Genomic DNA, 16,959 nt, shown 5'->3' on the forward strand with positions numbered 1-16,959 from the left:
CTGCCACCACCCGGCGAGTGTCCAGCTCGCCTGGTGAAGAACCCGGTCCGCAGACCGGGCAACACCGCCCCTGCCAGGGCGGATCACTTGGTTCCGGAAGAACCGGCCCCACCGAAGAGGGGCTCACGCATGCCCGAAAGGAGGGCGTGCCCTGCCCATGATGCAGCATGCCCGCGCGCCGGTCCACGCCGCCGCCGCTCCACCGCGCCTTCCGCGCGGACAACACCGAATATCCACAAACAACCGATACATCCTGGTCCGCGACCACGCCGACCAGGAAATCGGCACCACCGCGTCCCGCCGCACCCGGCGCGGCGACTTTCTGCGCGCCGCCACCTGGGCCATCACCCAGCGCCTGCACCCCAAAGCCGGCAACACCACACTGCGCGTCGCCCGCGACCTCGCCGCCCGCCTGAACGCCGACGGGCACGTCGCCTACTGCCGCGACACAACGTACAAGCGCCTCGGCATCAGCCGGCGCACCTTGGAGCGGCACATCGCCGTCCTGCGCGAACTCGGCCTCCTCGTCTGGGCCGTCCACGGAAGCCGGACCAACACCCGACCCGCCGGAAGCGGCGAATGGGCCGGCACCGCCACCATCTACGCCGCCGTGGTCCCGCGCGCCTGGGACGACGCCCTCGGCCACCGCGTGCGCGGCCACGGCTATCACGCCCGCCACGTCGGATTCACCGAACACGGACGCCAGTTGGCCATCACCGAAGCCCGCCGCCGCACCCGCCCCTCCCGCCGCCGTGACACCCCTTCCTGTAAGACCAACCACCCACGTCCTACAGCTGAGATGAGAGGGAAGAAGAACAACACCAGCGCGCCCCACGGCGCGAGGCCGCGGCCCCGCCGCCGACACGCAGTGCCCGAGCCCTACCGAGCCAGCCCCAGCCAGGCCGCACACGCCGTCTCCGTCGCCGCCTGGATACGCCCCCGGGTGCCATGGACCCAGGGCGAGGGACTGCGCCGCCTCGCCTTCGCCCTGCGGCCCTGGATCGCTACCGGCCTCTCCGCCGCCGACCTCGCCGCCGACCTGTCGGTCTGGCGCGTGCCCCGGCGGCCAGCCTCCCCGGCCAGCATGATCATGGCCCGCTGGAGCGAGACCACCGGCCACGACGAGCCCGCTGCCGCCCCCTGCCGCGGCGAGGAGACGCCTTGCGGGGTCCCGCCCAACGCGGCCTTCCGGGAGGCCATGGACGCAGTCCGCGCCCGCCTCACCAGGCTGTCGCCGCCCGTCGAACCGGAGCCCGAACCGCCCGGCTTCGTCATCCGCGACCGAATTCTCGCCTCGCTCGCCGAGGCGGACCGGGCCCGCCGCACGCGCACCGCCGAGCAGTGCCTCACCTTCGCCGAGTGGGAGGCCGTCTGCGACGCCAGGGAACGAGCCCCCTGGTGACCCCGCGCCGACCCAGGCCACGCACGTACGGCACGCACCAGGCCACGGCGCCGACGAGGAACCCGACCGCGAAGCTCTCGAACCGGAACACGGCGCCCCCTGCCCGTTCAGGACCCCGCCGCCGGGGCGGCATCGGGCACGGACTCCTCGACGGTCTCCCCCTGCGCCGCGCCCTCGGCGCCGCGCCGGCGGGTACGGAAGACTGCCCGCACCGACCGGAACAGGGCACGGACCAGCCGCCACAGACCGATCGCGCCGCAGCCGACCGCCGCGCCGCTGGCGCCCAGACGCGCAAAGGTCTCCAGCCAGCCGGGCCAATGCAGGTAGCCCAGCGTCAGCGACGTGCCGATCAAGCTCAGGCTGAGAACCATCAGGACGCTGCTGTGACCGATCACCCCCCAGGTACGCCTCAGTTCGGCGTATGCCTCCGGGTTCGCTTCCCGCCACGGGACGCGCCGGTCGGTCCGCTCGTGCTCACTCATCGCTCTCTCCGCTCCTTGCAGACCGAGTTCGGTCGTCGTGAGCCCCGCCCAGGACCTCCCGGGCATGGAGCAGTCCCTCTCCCAGCTCCTCCAGTTCCAGCCGTGCGTCGTCCAGCAGTTGCCGGGGCAGCAGCCCTTCGGGCAGCGCGGGTCTGACTGGCACTACGGCCACGCGGTCGTCGCGGATCGCCGACTCCACCGCTTCCTCCCGCCGTCCGACCTCTACGGCCTGGTCGACCAGGAGCGCGAGCGACTGCGCGTATGCGAGGAGAAGGTCGCGGGCTTCCACGTTGTCCGCCGCCAGCGGCACGAGACCGGCCGCGTCCCACACCAGCCGCGGCAACACCGCCGCCGCGCGCGCCAGCTCGTAGCGCCCGCTGCGCTCGGCGAGCATGCGCAGGCGCTGCTCGTCGGCCAGCAGCCGGTAGAAGACCACCGCGTACGCCTTGCTCGTTTCGACGACGCGCACGCGGCGCCGGGTGAAGCGCTGGACGGCCGCGGGCACACCGGCGGCCGCGGCCATGCCGGCCGCGCCAGCCGCCAGGAGACCGGTGGCCGCCGGCAGCATGGAGGTCGCCGGACCCAGAGCGGCGAAGGCAGTCACGGTGAACAGCGCGGTCCGGCCGACCGGGAGGGGGCGGGGAAGCTCGAGGCCTCCCAGCATCCAGATGTACTGGGGCGGGCGGCGTCCCCATACGCTCCGGCACACCCAACGCCCCAGTCGGTGCTGCTCCGGGTCGAAGAAGCCCGCCTCGCGCAGCACACCCGCGGGGTGCGGCCCGAAGATGTCCCAGCGCAGCCACCCATCCCGGGTCCGCTCCCGTATCAGCAGCAGCGCCTCCATGGCGCCCCGAGCAGCGGCGGGGGTCGAGGCCCGGATGGCCAGCTCGGCGCGCACGGAGTGATGGAGCCGGGCGGCTTCCTGGACAGCGTGGGTCCACCGATCCCGGTCTGCATCGAAGGGCTGAGGCTGTGCGGCGGCCGGCCTCATCGCTGGCCCGCCTCGGCCGGGGCGTGAGCGGGTGCCGCGTTTGCGGTGGAGCCGGGGACGGTGAGCGGGCCGCAGGCGGAGGCGGCGGGCGCACCGGCGAGCACGAGACCGGCGGCCAGGAGGCGAGGGGCCATGTGAGGAAGTCCTGTTCGGGTCGGAGAAGGCACCGTTCACCTGCTACAGGTGCGGCCGAGGCCGCCGGTGTGACACTCCGCCCGAACTTTTTGTGGGCTCCTTCAGCCGAGCGTGCCCTCGAAGGTGACCTTGGAGCCGCCCGCGTCGATGGCCTCGACCGTCACCGGGCCGCCGGCGGCTGTCTCCGGGACGCGGAAGGAGACGGTCTGTGTGGCGGTGCGGTACGGGGCGATCGCGGCGTCGCGGTACCCGTACACCGGACGGACGGTGGCGGCCAGGTGCAGCTCCTGGCCGGTCAGGATCCGCAGGGTGGTGCCCAGGCCGGACATCGGGTCGCCGGAGCGGTTGACCACGCTCAGCTCCAGGCTCCCGGTGCGCGAGGCACCTTCGCCGCTCACCGTCACCTTGCCCACGCGCACCTGGCCGTTCCACTGCCCCAGCGGCGTGACCGACTGCCCGGCCGGCGCACCCTGCGGCGCCTGGGTGTCCGGGGAGGCGGCGGTACCGCCTGGCAAGGTGCCTTCGAAGAACAGCAGTTCAGGCTCGGCCAGCCCTTCCTCGGTCGCCTCCACGGTCACCGTGACCGGCAGGCCCTGGGCCTGGTCGGGAAGCACCAGCTTCACATCCCTGTCGACGGAGCCGTTGGGGCGCACCTGCTGCGGCTCGTCCGTGGAAGAGGACGCGCTGCTGTCGGTGGCCTCGGCAGCGGTGCGGCCGAGAGCTCCGTAGCGGGCGGTGACGGCGGTCTGCGGCGCGGTCGCGACCTGGGCGCGCTGGTTGGCCACGGTCACCCGCGCCGTGTACGCGCTCGAGCCGGCCGGCACACCGGGCACGGCACCGGCCGGCAGCCGCTCGAAGCCCTGCAGCGTCACCGTCCACGCCCCGTCGCCGACCGGCAGCGGAGTTCCGGCCTTCACGATGCCGTCCGGCAGCACCGTGGAGGGCGAGGGCCGTGCCGCGGGGGTGCTGCTCGTCGCCTGCCTGTCGGACTTGGGCTCGCTGTCGGAGCCGCTGCAGCCGGAGATCAGGACCGTGCCAGCCAGGAGCACGATCGGAAGGACGTGGCGCAGGCGCACGGACATGGTTCCCCCTTGTCAGATACCGGATCTCGGTCGAGGGGATCATGCCAAAACGCGTCCGGTCGGGGCCGGACGCGCTGGTGAAGGGTGTTGGTTTCCGGCCGCCCGCTCTCTGCGGAGAGCGGAAGGTCACAGGGTGATGGGGATGGGGACCAGGAAGTACTCGGTGTCGCCTACGCGGACGCGCAGAGGGTGCCCGGGCGGGAGGGTGAACAGCCGATGATGGACGGTCGCCGGGGAGTTGCGCTCGGACAGCGCGGGCTCCAGTGCGGTACGGACGGCGGCGCGGGAGGTGTCGGACAGCGGGTTGCGCTCGGCGATCTCCGCGCAGTGGTCGAGCTGGGCGTCGGTCAGGTCGGGACCGAGGCCCTGGCGGAGGGCCTCGACGGCGACGGCCGGGGCGAGGACCGCCCGGTTGTGGTCGCGGCAAATGTGGCCGGGCGTGCCGTGGGGCTGGAAATGCCGGGCGGTACCGATGGAAGTCATGGGGGATTCCTTGGGGAAGAGATTGTGGCTGTGCTCGCGGGTCGTCAGGTCTCGGCGATGGTCAGGGCGGGCGTCGGGGGCATCGGGGACTTCCGCTCTCACCTGGAGCGGGCGGCGGTCTGTGCTGACGACGAAGAAGAGGAGTGACGGGAGCCCTCGCACCCCGGGGCTACGCGTAGTAGCTCGCCATGATCCACTCGGGCTTGCTGGCGCGGGTCCGTAGTTCCAGCACGGACAACGCCCGCTTCAGGGCCTCGTCGTGCTGGGATGCGGCGCTCATCGACGCGGGGTCGAGCGTGAGGGGTCCGCTTTTGGGCTGGTGGACGACGGCCGCCAGGAAGTGTCCGTCTTCTTCCCACCCGATCGAGTACGTCCGAAGGAGCAGCGACCCCAGGCCGTTAGCGGCCAGTCGCTCCTCCGCGGCGGCAGCGAAGTAGTCGGGGTGGTTCTCCTCGCGCATGTCCTCTGTCTCCCACGGCACGCGCGGCATCAGAAAGGATGAGCCGTCGACGTCGTCGGTGTACCGGACCAGCTCGTTCGTCAGGCCCTCCCAGTTGTCGGCCGGGCCTCCCAGGCGGTACCCGTACATCAGGGCTTCGTGATTCTCGATGGCGCCCATGGCGTTCTCCTCGGTTCGTGCCAGTGGTGGTTGGCCGGCGCTCTCGGGTCTGTCGAGGCGGCCGGTTGGGGGCCGCCCCGGGGAGTTAGCCGGGGCGGCGTGGGCCGGGTCAGCGCGGGCTGAGCGGGATGACCAGGACGCCGACGTGGGGCAGGCTCATCTCGGCCAGCAGCCGGGCCGTCCTGCCGCTGGCGCTGCTCGGGTCTGCGGGGTCCAGGCGCATGGCGCCCCGGTGGGGGCCGCGCGCGGGGTAGAGGTGCACCGTGTTCTGCGGTGCGTTGTGCTCGAAGACGCTGATGGTGGCGTAGTCGAACCCTCCGAGGTTCGGGTACCGCTCGGCGACGGCCACAGACAGGGCGGCGATGAGCTCGGGGCTCGGCGAGGCGACCGAGAGGGGGAGCGGGGGGCGGCGCGGACGGATGCGCAGAGCAAGGGTGCGTATCAGGACACTGAGGACGCCGAGGCCGAAGCCGATGGCGAGGGAGGCTGGCTGGATCAAGGTGGTTTCCCCGTGTTGGTTGAGTAGGGTCCGGTGGTCGGAGCGCGGGTTAGGCGGTGGTGCTGGCCACGGCGGCGTGGACGAGGCGGGCGAGTCCCTGGCGCCTCTGGTGCTTGGTCAGTCCCTGGACGCTTCCGGCGTTCTCGTGTCCGGCGGCGGCGGTCAGGCCGGACACGAGGGCGTGCACGAGTTCCTTGCCTGCGTCGTCGGGTGTGGTCGTCTGGGTGGCTGCCGTCAGTGCACGGGCGATGGGCCGGGTGGCTGCGGCGTACGCCTTGACGAAGCGGGGCTCGCCCTCGGCCGCGACGGCGGTCAGCACGCGCACGACCGGAAGGTGCGCGCTCCACCCGTCGAGTACGGCGTCGACCATCCGGGCGGCGCCGGGCAGTCCGTCCGAGGACCAGGAGCCGTCCTTGAAGTCCTTGAGTGCCGCTTTCGTCTCCTTGGCCAGGAGCCCGGATGCTTCGAGGACGACGCCCTCGATGTCGGGGAAGTACTGGTAGAACGTCGCGGGTGACGTGCCCACCGCCTGGGCGATGTCCATCACCTTGATGTCGCGGTAGGGCTGGGTGGCGAGAAGCTGGATCGTCGCGTCCATCAGCTTCTGCCGTGTCTGGAGGCCGCGCTGGCTGGGCACGCGGCGGTCGGGGGTGCGGGTCACGACTCGGGTGGGCACAGTCGTCTCCTGAGCTGGAGGAAGGAAGGGGGGTGGTCCAGGTCTGGGGGCGGTGCCGCCGGACCCGACGTTCAATCACATTACACATTGAAGCACAAATAAGCAACGCTCTAGGTGTGGGGCATCCCAACGTTCCCGCCTGACCTGCACCCGCGCGGCCCTGGCGGCTGCGTCCCCGGACTCAGCGCGGACGGTGTCGGCCAACGGGAGAAGTCGAGCTCTTCGCCGTACAGTTCAACAGCGGCAGCGGCGTGCTTGCCCGGAATGACACCGGCCACCAGCAGCGCGTCGGCGCGGTCGTACCGCAGCCAGAGGACGGCGAACACTCGCCTGTGCCAGCCAGCTCGACTTGCGCAGGGGGGCCGGCCGGGCCCAGGCCGAGGCCGACGACCATGTCCTCCACGCCGTCGGCCAGTTCGCCACATCCGGCCGGCGCCCGGGACCGGCATCGCGCAGGAAGCACCACGCTGCGGGCAGGTGCGCCACGGCCGAGCCGTTCGTAGTGGCGGGTCGAAGCGCAGCATGACGGTCGCTCCGAGGACTTGAAGGGGAGGGACGTGCCGGGTGATCGCCCGGAACGGCGCGACCGTGGGGGACCTGCTACGCCTCGGACTGCGGCGGCTGCAGGGCTGGGGCGGACATGCGGTGAGTGAGGGCATGCGCGCCGGCGAACGCCGTCCCTGCGCCGAGGGCCAGGTAGTCCACCGCCCTCCCGCGTGGGACGAGTTCGTAACCGTGGCCGTGCAGCAGCACGGTGCAGACAGCGAAAGCTCCCGCCACCAGGGCGGCGTCCAGACCGGCCGCGGCAGCGCTCCACACCCAGCGGGCGCGAGCCGGGGCGGTCTTGCGCGCGTCCCGCCTGCGGAGGGCGGCGCAGGCCCCGCTCCGGGCGAGCCGACGCGTCTTGACGACAAGGGTCCCGAGCGGGCCGACGTACAGCCACATGACGGGCTGCTCCATCAGGAAGCCGCAGCCGGCGAGCAGCGCCACCAGCCCGTAGACGGTGTGCAGTGGCTGACAGCGGCGGTGCTGGACGGTGCGGGGACGGGGCTCGTCGGACATGGCTCTCCTCGGCTGAAGACGTTCGGGAAGTCGGCCCGGTGCACGGGCCGTGGGACCTGTGGCACGGGCGGGACGGGGCCCACCCGTGCCGCACGCGGACTGCTAGGCGTTCGTGCCGTGCCGGGGCGTCGCCGAGGGGCGGAGGCGGGCGCGGCGCAGCCGGTCGGACCACGGCGCGTCGGCGGGCCCAACGGGGTGCTCAGGGATGGTGATCTCGTAGTGGGGGCAGCTGCCGCGCTTTTCGGTCTCCAGGGCGGCGTGCCGGTGGGAGTTCGGGCACTGCTGCCGCTCGTGCTCTTCCCTCCAGTAGCGGACCGCCAGCGTGCGGCCGGTTCCGCCCTCGCGCGGCTCGCTCGGCTGCTGCTCCCGGAAGCGCTCGCCCGCGTCCGGGTCCACCCACCAGTTCTCGACCTGGCCGGAGTCGGAGATGCCCCGCCGCCGTTCGGCATCGCGCTTGCTCGGCTTGAGCTGGTGGACCTGGTGGGCCAGGACCCGAACCGTGGACCGCTTGTGCTGGGTCAGCAGCTCCCACAGGGCCCGCACGTGGCGGAGCATCAGCTCCTGGCCGCCCTGGCGGCCCGATCCGCTCCGGTACCGCTCAGGGTTGTCCGGGTCGCGAAGTCGGGTCTCGGGATCCGAGATCTCGCCGGGGCGCGCCAGCAGGGTCTCGTAAGGCGAGAACGGCAGCTTCAGCAGCGACTCGTCGCACGTCAGGGCAGTGACCCAGGTCCACGGGGCGTCGTCGCACGCGGCCTCCACCGGCTCCAGAAGCCGGTCGGGCCGCAGAAGGAACCAGCCTTCCTCCGCCCGGGGCGACCACGGGCCCCACACGTAGCCGACGATGCGTCGCCCGTTGGGCAGAGAGAGGGGGGTGTCCAGGAACAGCATCCCGCGCGAGGCAGGGAGGTGGGCGGGATCGAACGGGGTCGTCTTCTTCTCCGCCCGCCGCACCACGCGGCGTAGCGCCATCTGGCCGAGGGAGTCGCCGATCTGGAAGAGGCGGGCGGAGGAGGCCCGGTCGGCTTCCTGCCGCAGCTGCGTCACCACGGCCGCCTCCAGGCCGTCCGGATGCCCGTAGGGCGCCAGCCGCTCACGCTCCCGGCGGTACACCTCCGCCTTCGCCCGGGCCCAGTCCAGGCTCTGCCTGTGGGCCTCCACGTACCGGCGCCGCCAGGTACGGATGCGGTGCTGGTCGGGAGTTTCCCAGGCCGCCTTGTCCGTGCGGGCGAGACTCCGGCCCGGGGTGGTTCCACCGGGGTGGAGCCCCAGCGCGCGGAACCGGCGGGCCTCGGCGTCGACGTCGTCAACGACGACGTCCGGCGGGTCAATGATCATCCGCTGGTGCCTGTCGTCCGGATCGAGGGCCCATTCCATTCCCGCGAGCTGGGCCAGCACCGCGCGCAACGTCTTCTCGTCGGCGCTTTTCAGGAAGTCGACCACGAGCATCTGCACCGTGTTCGCGTACGCGTCCGCCGCCGCGAAGCGCAGCATGCGCTTGACGAACCCGCCGACCGGGCCGCGCTGGCCGCTGGACAGCGCCAGCATCTGATCCGCGACCCGCTGGTCGCCCAGTGCCGCGTTCGCCAAGTGGTCGTAGATCTGCCGGAAGACGGCCATCTCCTCCTCCTCGGCGAGGACGTTGTCGATGGCGCCCCGTACCCGCGCCGAGGATGCCGGGGAGACTTCCGCCGGGACCGGCGGCCGGACCAACTGACCGGCAGCGGCATGCAGTTCCCGGTACAGCTTCAGCTGGAGCTCGCTGAGGATGAGGAGATCGTTGGGCTTGACCGGGGTCCGCTTGGCGGCACGGGCCGCGATGGCCAGAAGCTCGGAATCCGACAACTCGGGCATGTTCGAGTGCATGTCATCCCTACTTGGACGCGAAGGGTTTGGGGAGAGGTCGCGGGTGCCGAGCACCAGGCGATGAAATGACAGTACACATGGGAACGCGAATAAGCAACAGAGGAGGGTGGTCCGGGCCTGGCCGGTGTGATCAGCGAACGTGCGTCCCGGGCTGGCGCTTCCACCCGTTGGGCGCGCAGGTGGCGACGGCCGGCGTCTTCGCGCCGGCGCCGCTGCCCGCTTTCTCGAGCAGGGCGTTCATCTCGGACCGCCCATCCGGCATCAGACGGTGCTGGATGGGCGGGGCGCGGCGAACGGCGGCGTCGATATGTGGGCGCGGAAGCCGCACCTAGCGGAGGCGCCGCGAAACCTCCGCGGCCACAAGGGGACGCCGCGCCGACGGTTCGGCTCGCCGCAGCAGAGCCACCGTGCGGGAGAGCGAGGAACGCGGCACCGTGCGCAGCAGCACGGATGCAACGCCCTCTCGGAAGGAGTAGGTCCCGGGGGGACCGGGGACGGCACGGAGCAGGCCGCTCAGAATCACCTCGGCCAAGTGGCTCGGGCACGGGGCCGTCTCCACCGAGCGGTGCACCTGCTGCATCACCGGCAAGTGGGGGACGCCTGCGGCCAGGTGGCCCGCGAGACGGAACGCTTCGGGGGAGGCGGTGGCACGGAAGCGGAGGACCAGTTCCTCGGCAGTGAGTCTCGCCGGGGAGGCGGTCTCTTCGGCCGGGAGCGCCTGCGGAATGAAGGCGACCGCCGCCGGGACCTCGGTGCCGCCGCTGCCCAGGAGCGTGAACCAGTTCTCCAGCCAGACGGAGGAGGGTTCCAGAACGGGAACAGGGATACTGTCCGCTCCCGCATGGGGTGTGCCGTCGTACGCCGTGAAGATCAGACCGGAGTTGGCGGATCCGGCGGCCGGGGCGTGGACGCGGCCGGGCGTCCCGGGCAGCGCGGTGCGCCGCCACATGCGCTCGGGCAGTGGCTGTACCACCGCCACCGGTCGCACGCACGCCCAGCTGCGCAGAGTCTCGTACCAGCGTTCCCCGGCCGGGCCGGGGTACCACTGGGGGCCGGAGCAGTCGCTGAGTACGAGGGTCACCAGCCGGTCGTCCTCGACCTGTCGCCCTCGCACCGTGCCATCGGCCGTGAGCACGGACACCGTCACACCCTCGAAAAGGCCGTTATGGGCGAGAGACTGGCGCAGCCTCCGCAGCAGCGGCCGCCACATCGACATCGTGGGTCCGGCATCGAAGATGATCTGGAGGCGGTACGCCGGTCCGGTGTTCGTCCGTATGGTCACGTCGTCTCCTTGGGGCCTCTGTGAGGGGGCGAGGCCCGGACCGGGCGGAGGGAAAGTCGGTCCGGGCCTCGCGGCCCCGGCCGCCGGGGGGAGTGCGGCCAGGGCGAGCCGCGGGAAGCGGCTCCTTCGGAATTGGCTTGGACGGGGGGCGGTTTCCCGCCCTCATGGAAGTACAGTACACACTGAAAACTCATTACGCAACAGTGATGCGCGCCCCATCCACTGGCGAGTCCGCCTCAAGTCCCGGCCACCGGGACACCGTTGGTTTCATCCCTCCCGGCGACACTGGTCGCCGACGACGCCCACGAGCGGTGCGCACTCCCGCGCGCCGGCCCCTGCGGCTGGCTAAGCCAGGCCGTCCTGGGTCTGGCTCTCGATGCGGTGCAGCACGTGGGGGGCGACGAGGTCGGCTCCGCCGTCGTCCCAGCGCACGGCCTGGTAGGCGTACGAGGCGGCGCCCTCCGCCATTCCGAAGGTGCGCCCGGAGCGTTCTGTCCCCCGGGCCCGCATCACCACATGTGTCCCGTCCGCGTAGTAGGTGAGCGCGGGATCGAACATGGTCGGGGGTCGGGTCACGTCCGATGCCAGGGAGCGGGCCCGGATCACGATGTCGGCGACCTTGTCGGCGTCGACCCCCGGAATGTTCATGCGCCGGTCAGGCTCGACCTTCCAGGACAGACCGGGGAAAAGGCGGGTCACCTGTGCGCGCACCCACTGCCACGCCTCGTCCGAGGCCGCCTCGGTGGGCTCGTTCGCAGAGGAGTGCCAGCCCTCGGCACAGTCCGCGCCCTGCGCGCCGAGGAGGGCCATCACCTCGGCGCGGGTGATCTCGTCCGGGAGCTGGGTGCCGGCCTGCAAGCGGTGGACGTACCGGTGGAAGAGCTGGAAGGCCAGGGTCTCGCCGTCCAGGTGGTGGGCGTAGACGATCCGCAGGACCGTCCCGTGTCCCTCGGAGTCAGGGACCAAGGCGGCGATGGCGGGCGGCGGTGTGGTGTTGATGGCCATGGGAAGGCTCCGTTTCGTGCAGGGGTGAGGGGAGAGCGGCGGCCGGCCGCTGGATGCGGCACGGCCGCCGCGCGGTCAGGAGGGCGGAGTGAACTGCCACGGCCAGAACGGCGGGCGGGTTGTGGTGGGGTACAGCACCGGCCGGGCCTTCTGCTCGGATCTCGCCCGCTCGGCGCGCTCTCGTACGGCCTCCTCCAGGAGCCGGGGACGGTTGAGGGCGTCGCCGCAGGAGACGGTCACCTGCCGGCCGAGCCTCCACAGCTGGGCGTTCACGGCGCAGCACGCGGCGTTGAGCGGGTCGAGGTCGTTGAGCCACCAGTGGTAGAGCGCGGGGTCGGTGCCGAAGAACCGCAGCGTGGCGGCCGCTGACCGGGCCATCGTCCCGGTGCCTGCAGCGGGTTCGAGGAACAGGTCACCGGGCTTGCGGTCGGCGGAGAGCACCATGTCGCCCATGAAGTTGGTGACGACGGCCGGGGTGAAGAACTCACCGGTGCTCTGCCGTTCGCTGTAGCTGCGCATCCGGGTGATGAGCAGGCCGAGGACATCGTCGGACTCGGCGCGGGCGGTGTCGGAGCAGTACTCGAGCAGCCCTGCGCGCAGGAGGATCCGGGCGTAGTCGGCCAGGCCGCGGATGTCGTTGTCGGTGGGGTGGGAGAGCCAGTCGTGGAGCGGGCGGGCGGCCTCGGTCAGGTCCGGGTCGTAGGTCCAGAACGAGTTCCAGCCGGCTCGCAACGTGTCGACGAGCTGTTCGTCGTCGAGGGGGAGAAGGAGCGGGCCGTAGTCGGGGCCGTCCGGCCGTGAGGGCGCGGAGAGGGCGAGGGCGGCTAGGGTGCCGACCGCGATGGCCCGGTCGCTGGAGCCTCCGCGGTTGGCCGTCCACCAGGCGTGTGCGGCCTCGGCGATGGCGTGGGCGTGGTCCCGCCCGCTTTCGGGCGCCATGGCGCGGCGCATTCCGGCGGGCGGGATGCCGAACAGGGTCACGCCGCGCTCCTCGGCCCCTGTGCGATGAGGCGGTCGAGCTCGGCGACGAACGGCGGCAGGAGGGTCCGCTTGCGGCCCGGCCGCCGGGAGCCGAAGGGCCGCAGCGTCCCGGCGTGGCCGCTGGGCTGGAAGTCACTGTCGATGATCCAGGTCGGGTCTCCGGGCATCCGGGACAGGCGGTAGGCAGCCTTGTTGAGCAGCGTGCTGTGCTCGAAGAGGAGGAGCTCGGCGTACCACCCGGTGACGGCTCCGGCTTGGCGCTGCTCAAGGACCGGCACGACGCCGGTGTGCTCCAAGGAGTTGTCCTCGTCCGGGACGGTGGTGGTGAACGTCCGGGCGGCGTGCAGCGGGGCCAGAACCCGTTCAGCGGCCTGGTGGGCTTCGGGGTAGCCGATCGGGTCGGCGATCAGGCACCGTGCGGCGAGGGCGAGCGGGTCCTGGGTGGCGGAGGCGGGGAGCTCCAGCGGTGCGAGCTCTCGCAACAGCGCCTCGTGACCGAGGGTGGCGAGGTACCAGTGCTGCTGGGCATGGGTGTCCGGGGGCATGGTGTCCATGGGGCTCTTCCTGTGGCGGTGGGCGCTGGCGGATGTTCCGCGCCGGGCGGGTCAGTTCGGGGGTGCGGCGTGGCGGCGGGGCCGACCGCGGTGAAGGACGATGACGGCGCCGGTCTCCAAGCCGCGTGCCAGGCCGAAGACTTCGCCCATACGCCTGCGGGTCTCGGTGCTCTGCCGCTCACGTCCGGGCACGTAGAAGCCGTCCCGGGCGAGGAGGCTGATGATCTTGGCGGTGACCTCGGCTCGGGTGACGTCGAGTGCGGCGACCCGGCCGTGCGTGGTGTAACGGCGGCTGTCGAGGCCGACGAAGGCCTCGTCGGTGCCGATGGTGAGGATCTCGTCCGGGTTGGTCCAGTTGTAGTCCGTGGCGGACACGCGGTAGTGCTGGTCGAAGGCGGGGACGATCAGTTTCATCAGGTGTGCTCCGTGGCGACCCGGCCGGGAGCGAGCGCGGCCACCAGGGCCGAACTCCTCGCTCCCGGACGGGGGCTCAGGCGCGCGCCGCCTCGGCCTCCTCGTCCTCGGCCTTGAGCTCTTCGAAGTAGTCGCGAGCGCTTTCGACCATGCCGGGGACGTCGCACCCGAAGGACTCGGCCGCGTCCAGGAGCGCCGCGAGCATGGCTGCCTCGCGCTCAGCCCCGGCGGCGGCGACGGCGCACAGGACATCGAGCTTCACGGGGTACGCCTCGCTGCGAAGTCCCTCGGCGGCCTGGTGGAGTTCATGGGCGGTGACCCGGCCGTCCGTCAGGCAGAAGACCTGAGCGACCAGATCACCGATTACGCGATGGGCGCTTTCCTGGTCGTCCACGACCTGGTCGCCGGGCAGGTTGAAGGCGATCTGGGCCATGGCCTCGGCCGCGAGGACGCCGAGCCGTACGCGCTCGGCCAGCTCGGGAACGGGCAACAGGGCCTTGGGAGCCTGCCTGTTGTAGGCCTCCAGCGCCGCGTCGGCCCATGCGGCGCGGTCCGCGAGGGTGCACTCACGTGCGGGGGTCATGTTGACGCCGGATTCCGCGGCTGCGGTGAAGCGCGCAGCCTTGCGGTCGGGGATGGACGTGTCCACGGTTGTTCCTCAGGGTGAGGTTCCAAGATGGCGGTGGGCGTGAGAGCGGTACGCCGCTCGATCACGAACACCACACTACATATTGATACGTGAATACGCAACACACTAGGTGCGGGGACGGGCATCTGCCCACTTCGGGTAGGGGAGTGCGGGCATGCCGAAGACCGCCCTCGACCGCTCGGCCCGCGTACGGCCAACGGGCAGGGCGTACCTGTGGGTCCCCGGGTGCCGCTGGCGCCTGGCCCCGATCTGCTCCAGTGCGGTGCGCAGCCAGGCACGCTGGTCGGACCCCGCAGGGCGCGGTGATGCGCCCAGCGCCGCGATGCGCCGCTCGAACCCGTCGGCACCACGGTCTCCGGCGACGAACTTGGCGATCGACCGCGCCGGGAGCACCTGGCCGTCCGGCAGCACGACGATTGTCCTCGCCGTGCTGCGGCCCGTATAAGTTGCGGAAAGGGCCTGGTAGATGACCCCTAGGTGCCCTCGGGGGGAGCCGGCCGTGCGCCCGTCCGGCAGGGTCCGAAGCCGGGCGACGGGGTCCGCGTAGGTGACCACTCCCCGCACGCCGTGGCCCGCGGCCAGACGCAGTGCCCCCGCGACCGTGAAGCTCTCCCCGTTGCTCGCCACCGAGGGGGACAGGCACACCCTCGACATTTCCAGTGCCTCCGTATACGGCTCCAGCGACGGGAAAACCCTGGTCAAAGCACGGCGGCTCATCGGGACGCCCAGGACGACGACACCCACCAGCAGTTGGCCGTCGACCACCTGGCCGTCGTCGCCCCCTGCGGGCTCGAGGTCCACCAGCCCGAACCGGTGGACTGCCGGCGGCCACCCCGACAGGTAGTGGTTGGCCTGGATGTACTCCCGGGCGGGCGCCTCCGCCAGCTCGACCACCTCGTAGCGGCGCCGGTCGAAGCCGCCTTGCGACGTATGGACCCACGTCGGCACACCGCGGCTCCACCGCTGAGCCCAGCCCTCGGCGCTGCCGGCAGCCATGGCCTCCCACCGAGCCGGAGCGGGCCCGAGCGGCGCGCTCACCGCTCCTGCCCGGCTTCGGCCCGCGCGGCGAGACGGATCTGGGAGAGACGTTGCTTCATCTCCCCGATCCCGCCGGCTCCGGCGAGCGGCGCCTGAAGGTCCGGCCAGGAGTGCCGGGCGAGGGCCACGTACTTGCTGCCGGCCAGCACTGTCACCTCCGCCGACTCGATGCCGCGTTCCCGGACCTGCGCCTGCACGAAGTCCGCGCTGACGCTGTCGGGGTCGCCCACGGTGATGTCGTACGGGTCGATCTGCTTGGACAGGTCGAGGAGCCCGTGGGCGGCGGAGAGGATGTACTGGCGGCCGCCGTCCTGGAGCAGGGCTTTGGCCGTCTCCCGGCAGGAGCCGTGGAAGGTGCCGACGTACATCGCGCCGGCGGTCACGCGGCGGTCCTGCTTGGCCTTTCCGCAGCCGACGACGACGATCCGGAACCTGCCCGCGCCCTCGGCGCGGGCCCGCTGCCAGCCGTCCTCGGTCAGAGCACCGCCCCAGACGTCCAGCGCGTCCCGCGTCGCCTCCTGTCCACGAAGGACGTCGCGGCTCTGATCCAGGCCGACGTAGCCGATGTCGGCGAGGGACGCCAGGGTCCGCAGGTTGACGGACTTGGGCAGCAGCCCGATCGGGTCCCTGGCCCCGGCGAGGAGGGCGCGGCGCTGGGCGGGGGTGATGCGGGGTGTGAAGGCTCCGGCCGTACGCGGCCGGTCCGGGGCGCCGGGCGACGTGGCCGTGGCGCTGTTGCGGGGGTGGTCGGTGGTCATCGTGTTCCTCGTGATGGGGTCGGCGCCGGCGGGGTGTCGGCCCAGCGGGCGGGCAGGGTGGTGTCGCCGTCTTCCTCGCGGCGCTGGTCTTCCAGGTCGGCGGCGTGGACGCGGCTGCGGTGCCACTGCTCGGCGGTGTGGCCGCTCGGCCGGTGGCACCTTTGTCGGGGCGTGGCTTTGCATGTGGGGCAGGTCAGGGATGCCGGGCAGGTGTCGCCGATGTCCTCGCCGTCGCAGAAGCCGCAGGGCGGGGCCGTGGCCGGCAGTACGCGCCCGGCCACGTCGACGAGGAGACCGGCCGCGCGCAAGGCGCGTTCCTCGGCTCTCGTCGACGGCGGCCCGAAGCTCTGGCGGTTCACGCTCCGCCTGTCTCGGCTGCCGGGTCCGCGCGGACGAAGGACTCGCCCTCGGGCCAGATCGCGATGATCTTGTGGTGGGACAGGAACTCCTTGGCGACCGAGCCCGGCTCGGCGGTGAACAGCAGTGCGCGGCGGGCCGGGGGGAAGAATCGCGCGCAGTCGCTGATCACTCCGTACGCGGCGATGAGCGCGCGGTAGTGCGATCGGTGACAGGCCATCACCACCTCTCCGGCAGTCGCGTCGAAGAGGTCGGTGGACGCCAGGACGGGATCCGTGACGACGCGGTGCCGCAGGGCACGGTGTCCCTTGGCCGTCAGGTGGAAGAGGTAGGCGGTCAGGACCGAGTCCTCGAAGCGGTCGGCCTCCTCGTCGTTGTCTCGGCCGGGCTGGGGGCGGGCAGGATCGGAAGGGGCCAGGTAGGCGACGTGCGGACTGTCGGTGGTCATGGTGTGGGCGCCTCCGGAGTCGGGTGAGGCGGCGCCGCGGCGACGGCGCGGCGCAGCATCCTGAAAAGAGAGGGTCAGTTGGGCGGCAGGACGGTGGTGGGGCGCATCCGCCGCGGTGCTGGGGCCGAGGGGATCCCGGCACGGGCCGCGGGTGAGAAGACCTGAACTGGCCGACGCCA

21 protein-coding genes are annotated in these 16,959 nt (G+C 71.9%); 1 reads left to right on the forward strand and 20 read right to left on the reverse strand.

The features are described 5' to 3' along the window. Positions 1-157: 157 nt before the first annotated feature. On the forward strand, positions 158-1,402 hold the full coding sequence (locus JS756_RS16750; RefSeq protein WP_240203869.1) for a helix-turn-helix domain-containing protein: 1,245 nt from the start codon (positions 158-160) through the stop codon (positions 1,400-1,402). A gap of 107 nt (positions 1,403-1,509) precedes the next feature. Here the strand turns inward: JS756_RS16750 and JS756_RS16755 are convergent, their stop codons facing one another. The 20 genes from JS756_RS16755 to JS756_RS16850 form a co-directional block, all read right to left on the reverse strand. Beyond that, complete coding sequence (locus JS756_RS16755; protein ID WP_205383886.1) at positions 1,510-1,884, reverse strand: hypothetical protein; 375 nt, start codon at positions 1,882-1,884, stop codon at positions 1,510-1,512. Continuing rightward, on the reverse strand, positions 1,877-2,782 hold the full coding sequence (locus tag JS756_RS16760; RefSeq protein ID WP_205383887.1) for a hypothetical protein: 906 nt from the start codon (positions 2,780-2,782) through the stop codon (positions 1,877-1,879). The genes JS756_RS16755 and JS756_RS16760 overlap by 8 nt, the downstream gene beginning before the upstream one ends. Before the next feature lie 89 nt (positions 2,783-2,871). Next, positions 2,872-3,009, reverse strand: coding sequence for a hypothetical protein (locus JS756_RS16765; protein WP_240203870.1), 138 nt, complete (start codon positions 3,007-3,009; stop codon positions 2,872-2,874). A gap of 102 nt (positions 3,010-3,111) precedes the next feature. Continuing rightward, positions 3,112-4,092 carry a hypothetical protein gene (locus tag JS756_RS16770; protein ID WP_240203871.1) on the reverse strand — a complete coding sequence of 327 codons (981 nt, stop codon included), beginning with the start codon at positions 4,090-4,092 and terminating at the stop codon, positions 3,112-3,114. A 126-nt stretch (positions 4,093-4,218) separates the two neighbouring features. Further along, positions 4,219-4,575 (reverse strand): hypothetical protein, encoded by a 357-nt coding sequence (locus JS756_RS16775; RefSeq protein WP_024126702.1) that lies wholly within the window; start codon positions 4,573-4,575, stop codon positions 4,219-4,221. A gap of 169 nt (positions 4,576-4,744) precedes the next feature. Continuing rightward, on the reverse strand, positions 4,745-5,194 hold the full coding sequence (locus tag JS756_RS16780; protein ID WP_205383888.1) for a hypothetical protein: 450 nt from the start codon (positions 5,192-5,194) through the stop codon (positions 4,745-4,747). 109 nt (positions 5,195-5,303) lie between these two features. Continuing rightward, positions 5,304-5,693, reverse strand: a complete 390-nt coding sequence (locus JS756_RS16785) for a hypothetical protein (RefSeq protein ID WP_205383889.1) — start codon at positions 5,691-5,693, stop codon at positions 5,304-5,306. Positions 5,694-5,742: 49 nt separating this feature from the next. Beyond that, a complete protein-coding gene (locus JS756_RS16790; RefSeq protein WP_205383890.1) occupies positions 5,743-6,369 on the reverse strand; it encodes a TetR/AcrR family transcriptional regulator in 627 nt (208 codons plus the stop codon). 600 nt (positions 6,370-6,969) lie between these two features. Then, positions 6,970-7,431, reverse strand: coding sequence for a hypothetical protein (locus JS756_RS16795; RefSeq protein WP_205383891.1), 462 nt, complete (start codon positions 7,429-7,431; stop codon positions 6,970-6,972). Positions 7,432-7,533: 102 nt separating this feature from the next. Next, entirely contained in the window at positions 7,534-9,294 is a 1,761-nt protein-coding gene (locus tag JS756_RS16800; protein ID WP_205383892.1) for a hypothetical protein, read from the reverse strand. Positions 9,295-9,622: 328 nt separating this feature from the next. Next, positions 9,623-10,576 carry an SAV_2336 N-terminal domain-related protein gene (locus tag JS756_RS16805; protein ID WP_205383893.1) on the reverse strand — a complete coding sequence of 318 codons (954 nt, stop codon included), beginning with the start codon at positions 10,574-10,576 and terminating at the stop codon, positions 9,623-9,625. Positions 10,577-10,921: 345 nt separating this feature from the next. Then, on the reverse strand, positions 10,922-11,581 hold the full coding sequence (locus JS756_RS16810; RefSeq protein WP_205383894.1) for a hypothetical protein: 660 nt from the start codon (positions 11,579-11,581) through the stop codon (positions 10,922-10,924). 75 nt (positions 11,582-11,656) lie between these two features. Continuing rightward, on the reverse strand, positions 11,657-12,562 hold the full coding sequence (locus JS756_RS16815; protein WP_205383895.1) for an N-6 DNA methylase: 906 nt from the start codon (positions 12,560-12,562) through the stop codon (positions 11,657-11,659). Then, entirely contained in the window at positions 12,559-13,116 is a 558-nt protein-coding gene (locus JS756_RS16820) for a hypothetical protein (protein WP_240203872.1), read from the reverse strand. Before JS756_RS16820 ends, JS756_RS16815 begins: the two co-directional genes overlap by 4 nt. A 51-nt stretch (positions 13,117-13,167) precedes the next feature. Further along, a complete protein-coding gene (locus tag JS756_RS16825; RefSeq protein ID WP_205383896.1) occupies positions 13,168-13,530 on the reverse strand; it encodes a DUF7715 family protein in 363 nt (120 codons plus the stop codon). 76 nt (positions 13,531-13,606) lie between these two features. Beyond that, positions 13,607-14,179: a hypothetical protein gene (locus JS756_RS16830; RefSeq protein WP_205383897.1), complete on the reverse strand. Its 573-nt coding sequence runs from the start codon at positions 14,177-14,179 to the stop codon at positions 13,607-13,609. 105 nt (positions 14,180-14,284) lie between these two features. Next, complete coding sequence (locus JS756_RS16835) at positions 14,285-15,175, reverse strand: Mom family adenine methylcarbamoylation protein (RefSeq protein WP_205383898.1); 891 nt, start codon at positions 15,173-15,175, stop codon at positions 14,285-14,287. Positions 15,176-15,213: 38 nt separating this feature from the next. Next, on the reverse strand, positions 15,214-15,975 hold the full coding sequence (locus JS756_RS16840) for a DUF6884 domain-containing protein (RefSeq protein ID WP_205383899.1): 762 nt from the start codon (positions 15,973-15,975) through the stop codon (positions 15,214-15,216). Next, positions 15,972-16,334, reverse strand: a complete 363-nt coding sequence (locus JS756_RS16845) for a hypothetical protein (protein ID WP_205383900.1) — start codon at positions 16,332-16,334, stop codon at positions 15,972-15,974. Before JS756_RS16845 ends, JS756_RS16840 begins: the two co-directional genes overlap by 4 nt. Further along, positions 16,331-16,780: a hypothetical protein gene (locus JS756_RS16850; protein ID WP_205383901.1), complete on the reverse strand. Its 450-nt coding sequence runs from the start codon at positions 16,778-16,780 to the stop codon at positions 16,331-16,333. The genes JS756_RS16845 and JS756_RS16850 overlap by 4 nt, the downstream gene beginning before the upstream one ends. Positions 16,781-16,959 lie beyond the last annotated feature (179 nt).

It is taken from the genome of Streptomyces actuosus (assembly GCF_016921115.1).
Classification (GTDB): domain Bacteria; phylum Actinomycetota; class Actinomycetes; order Streptomycetales; family Streptomycetaceae; genus Streptomyces; species Streptomyces actuosus_A.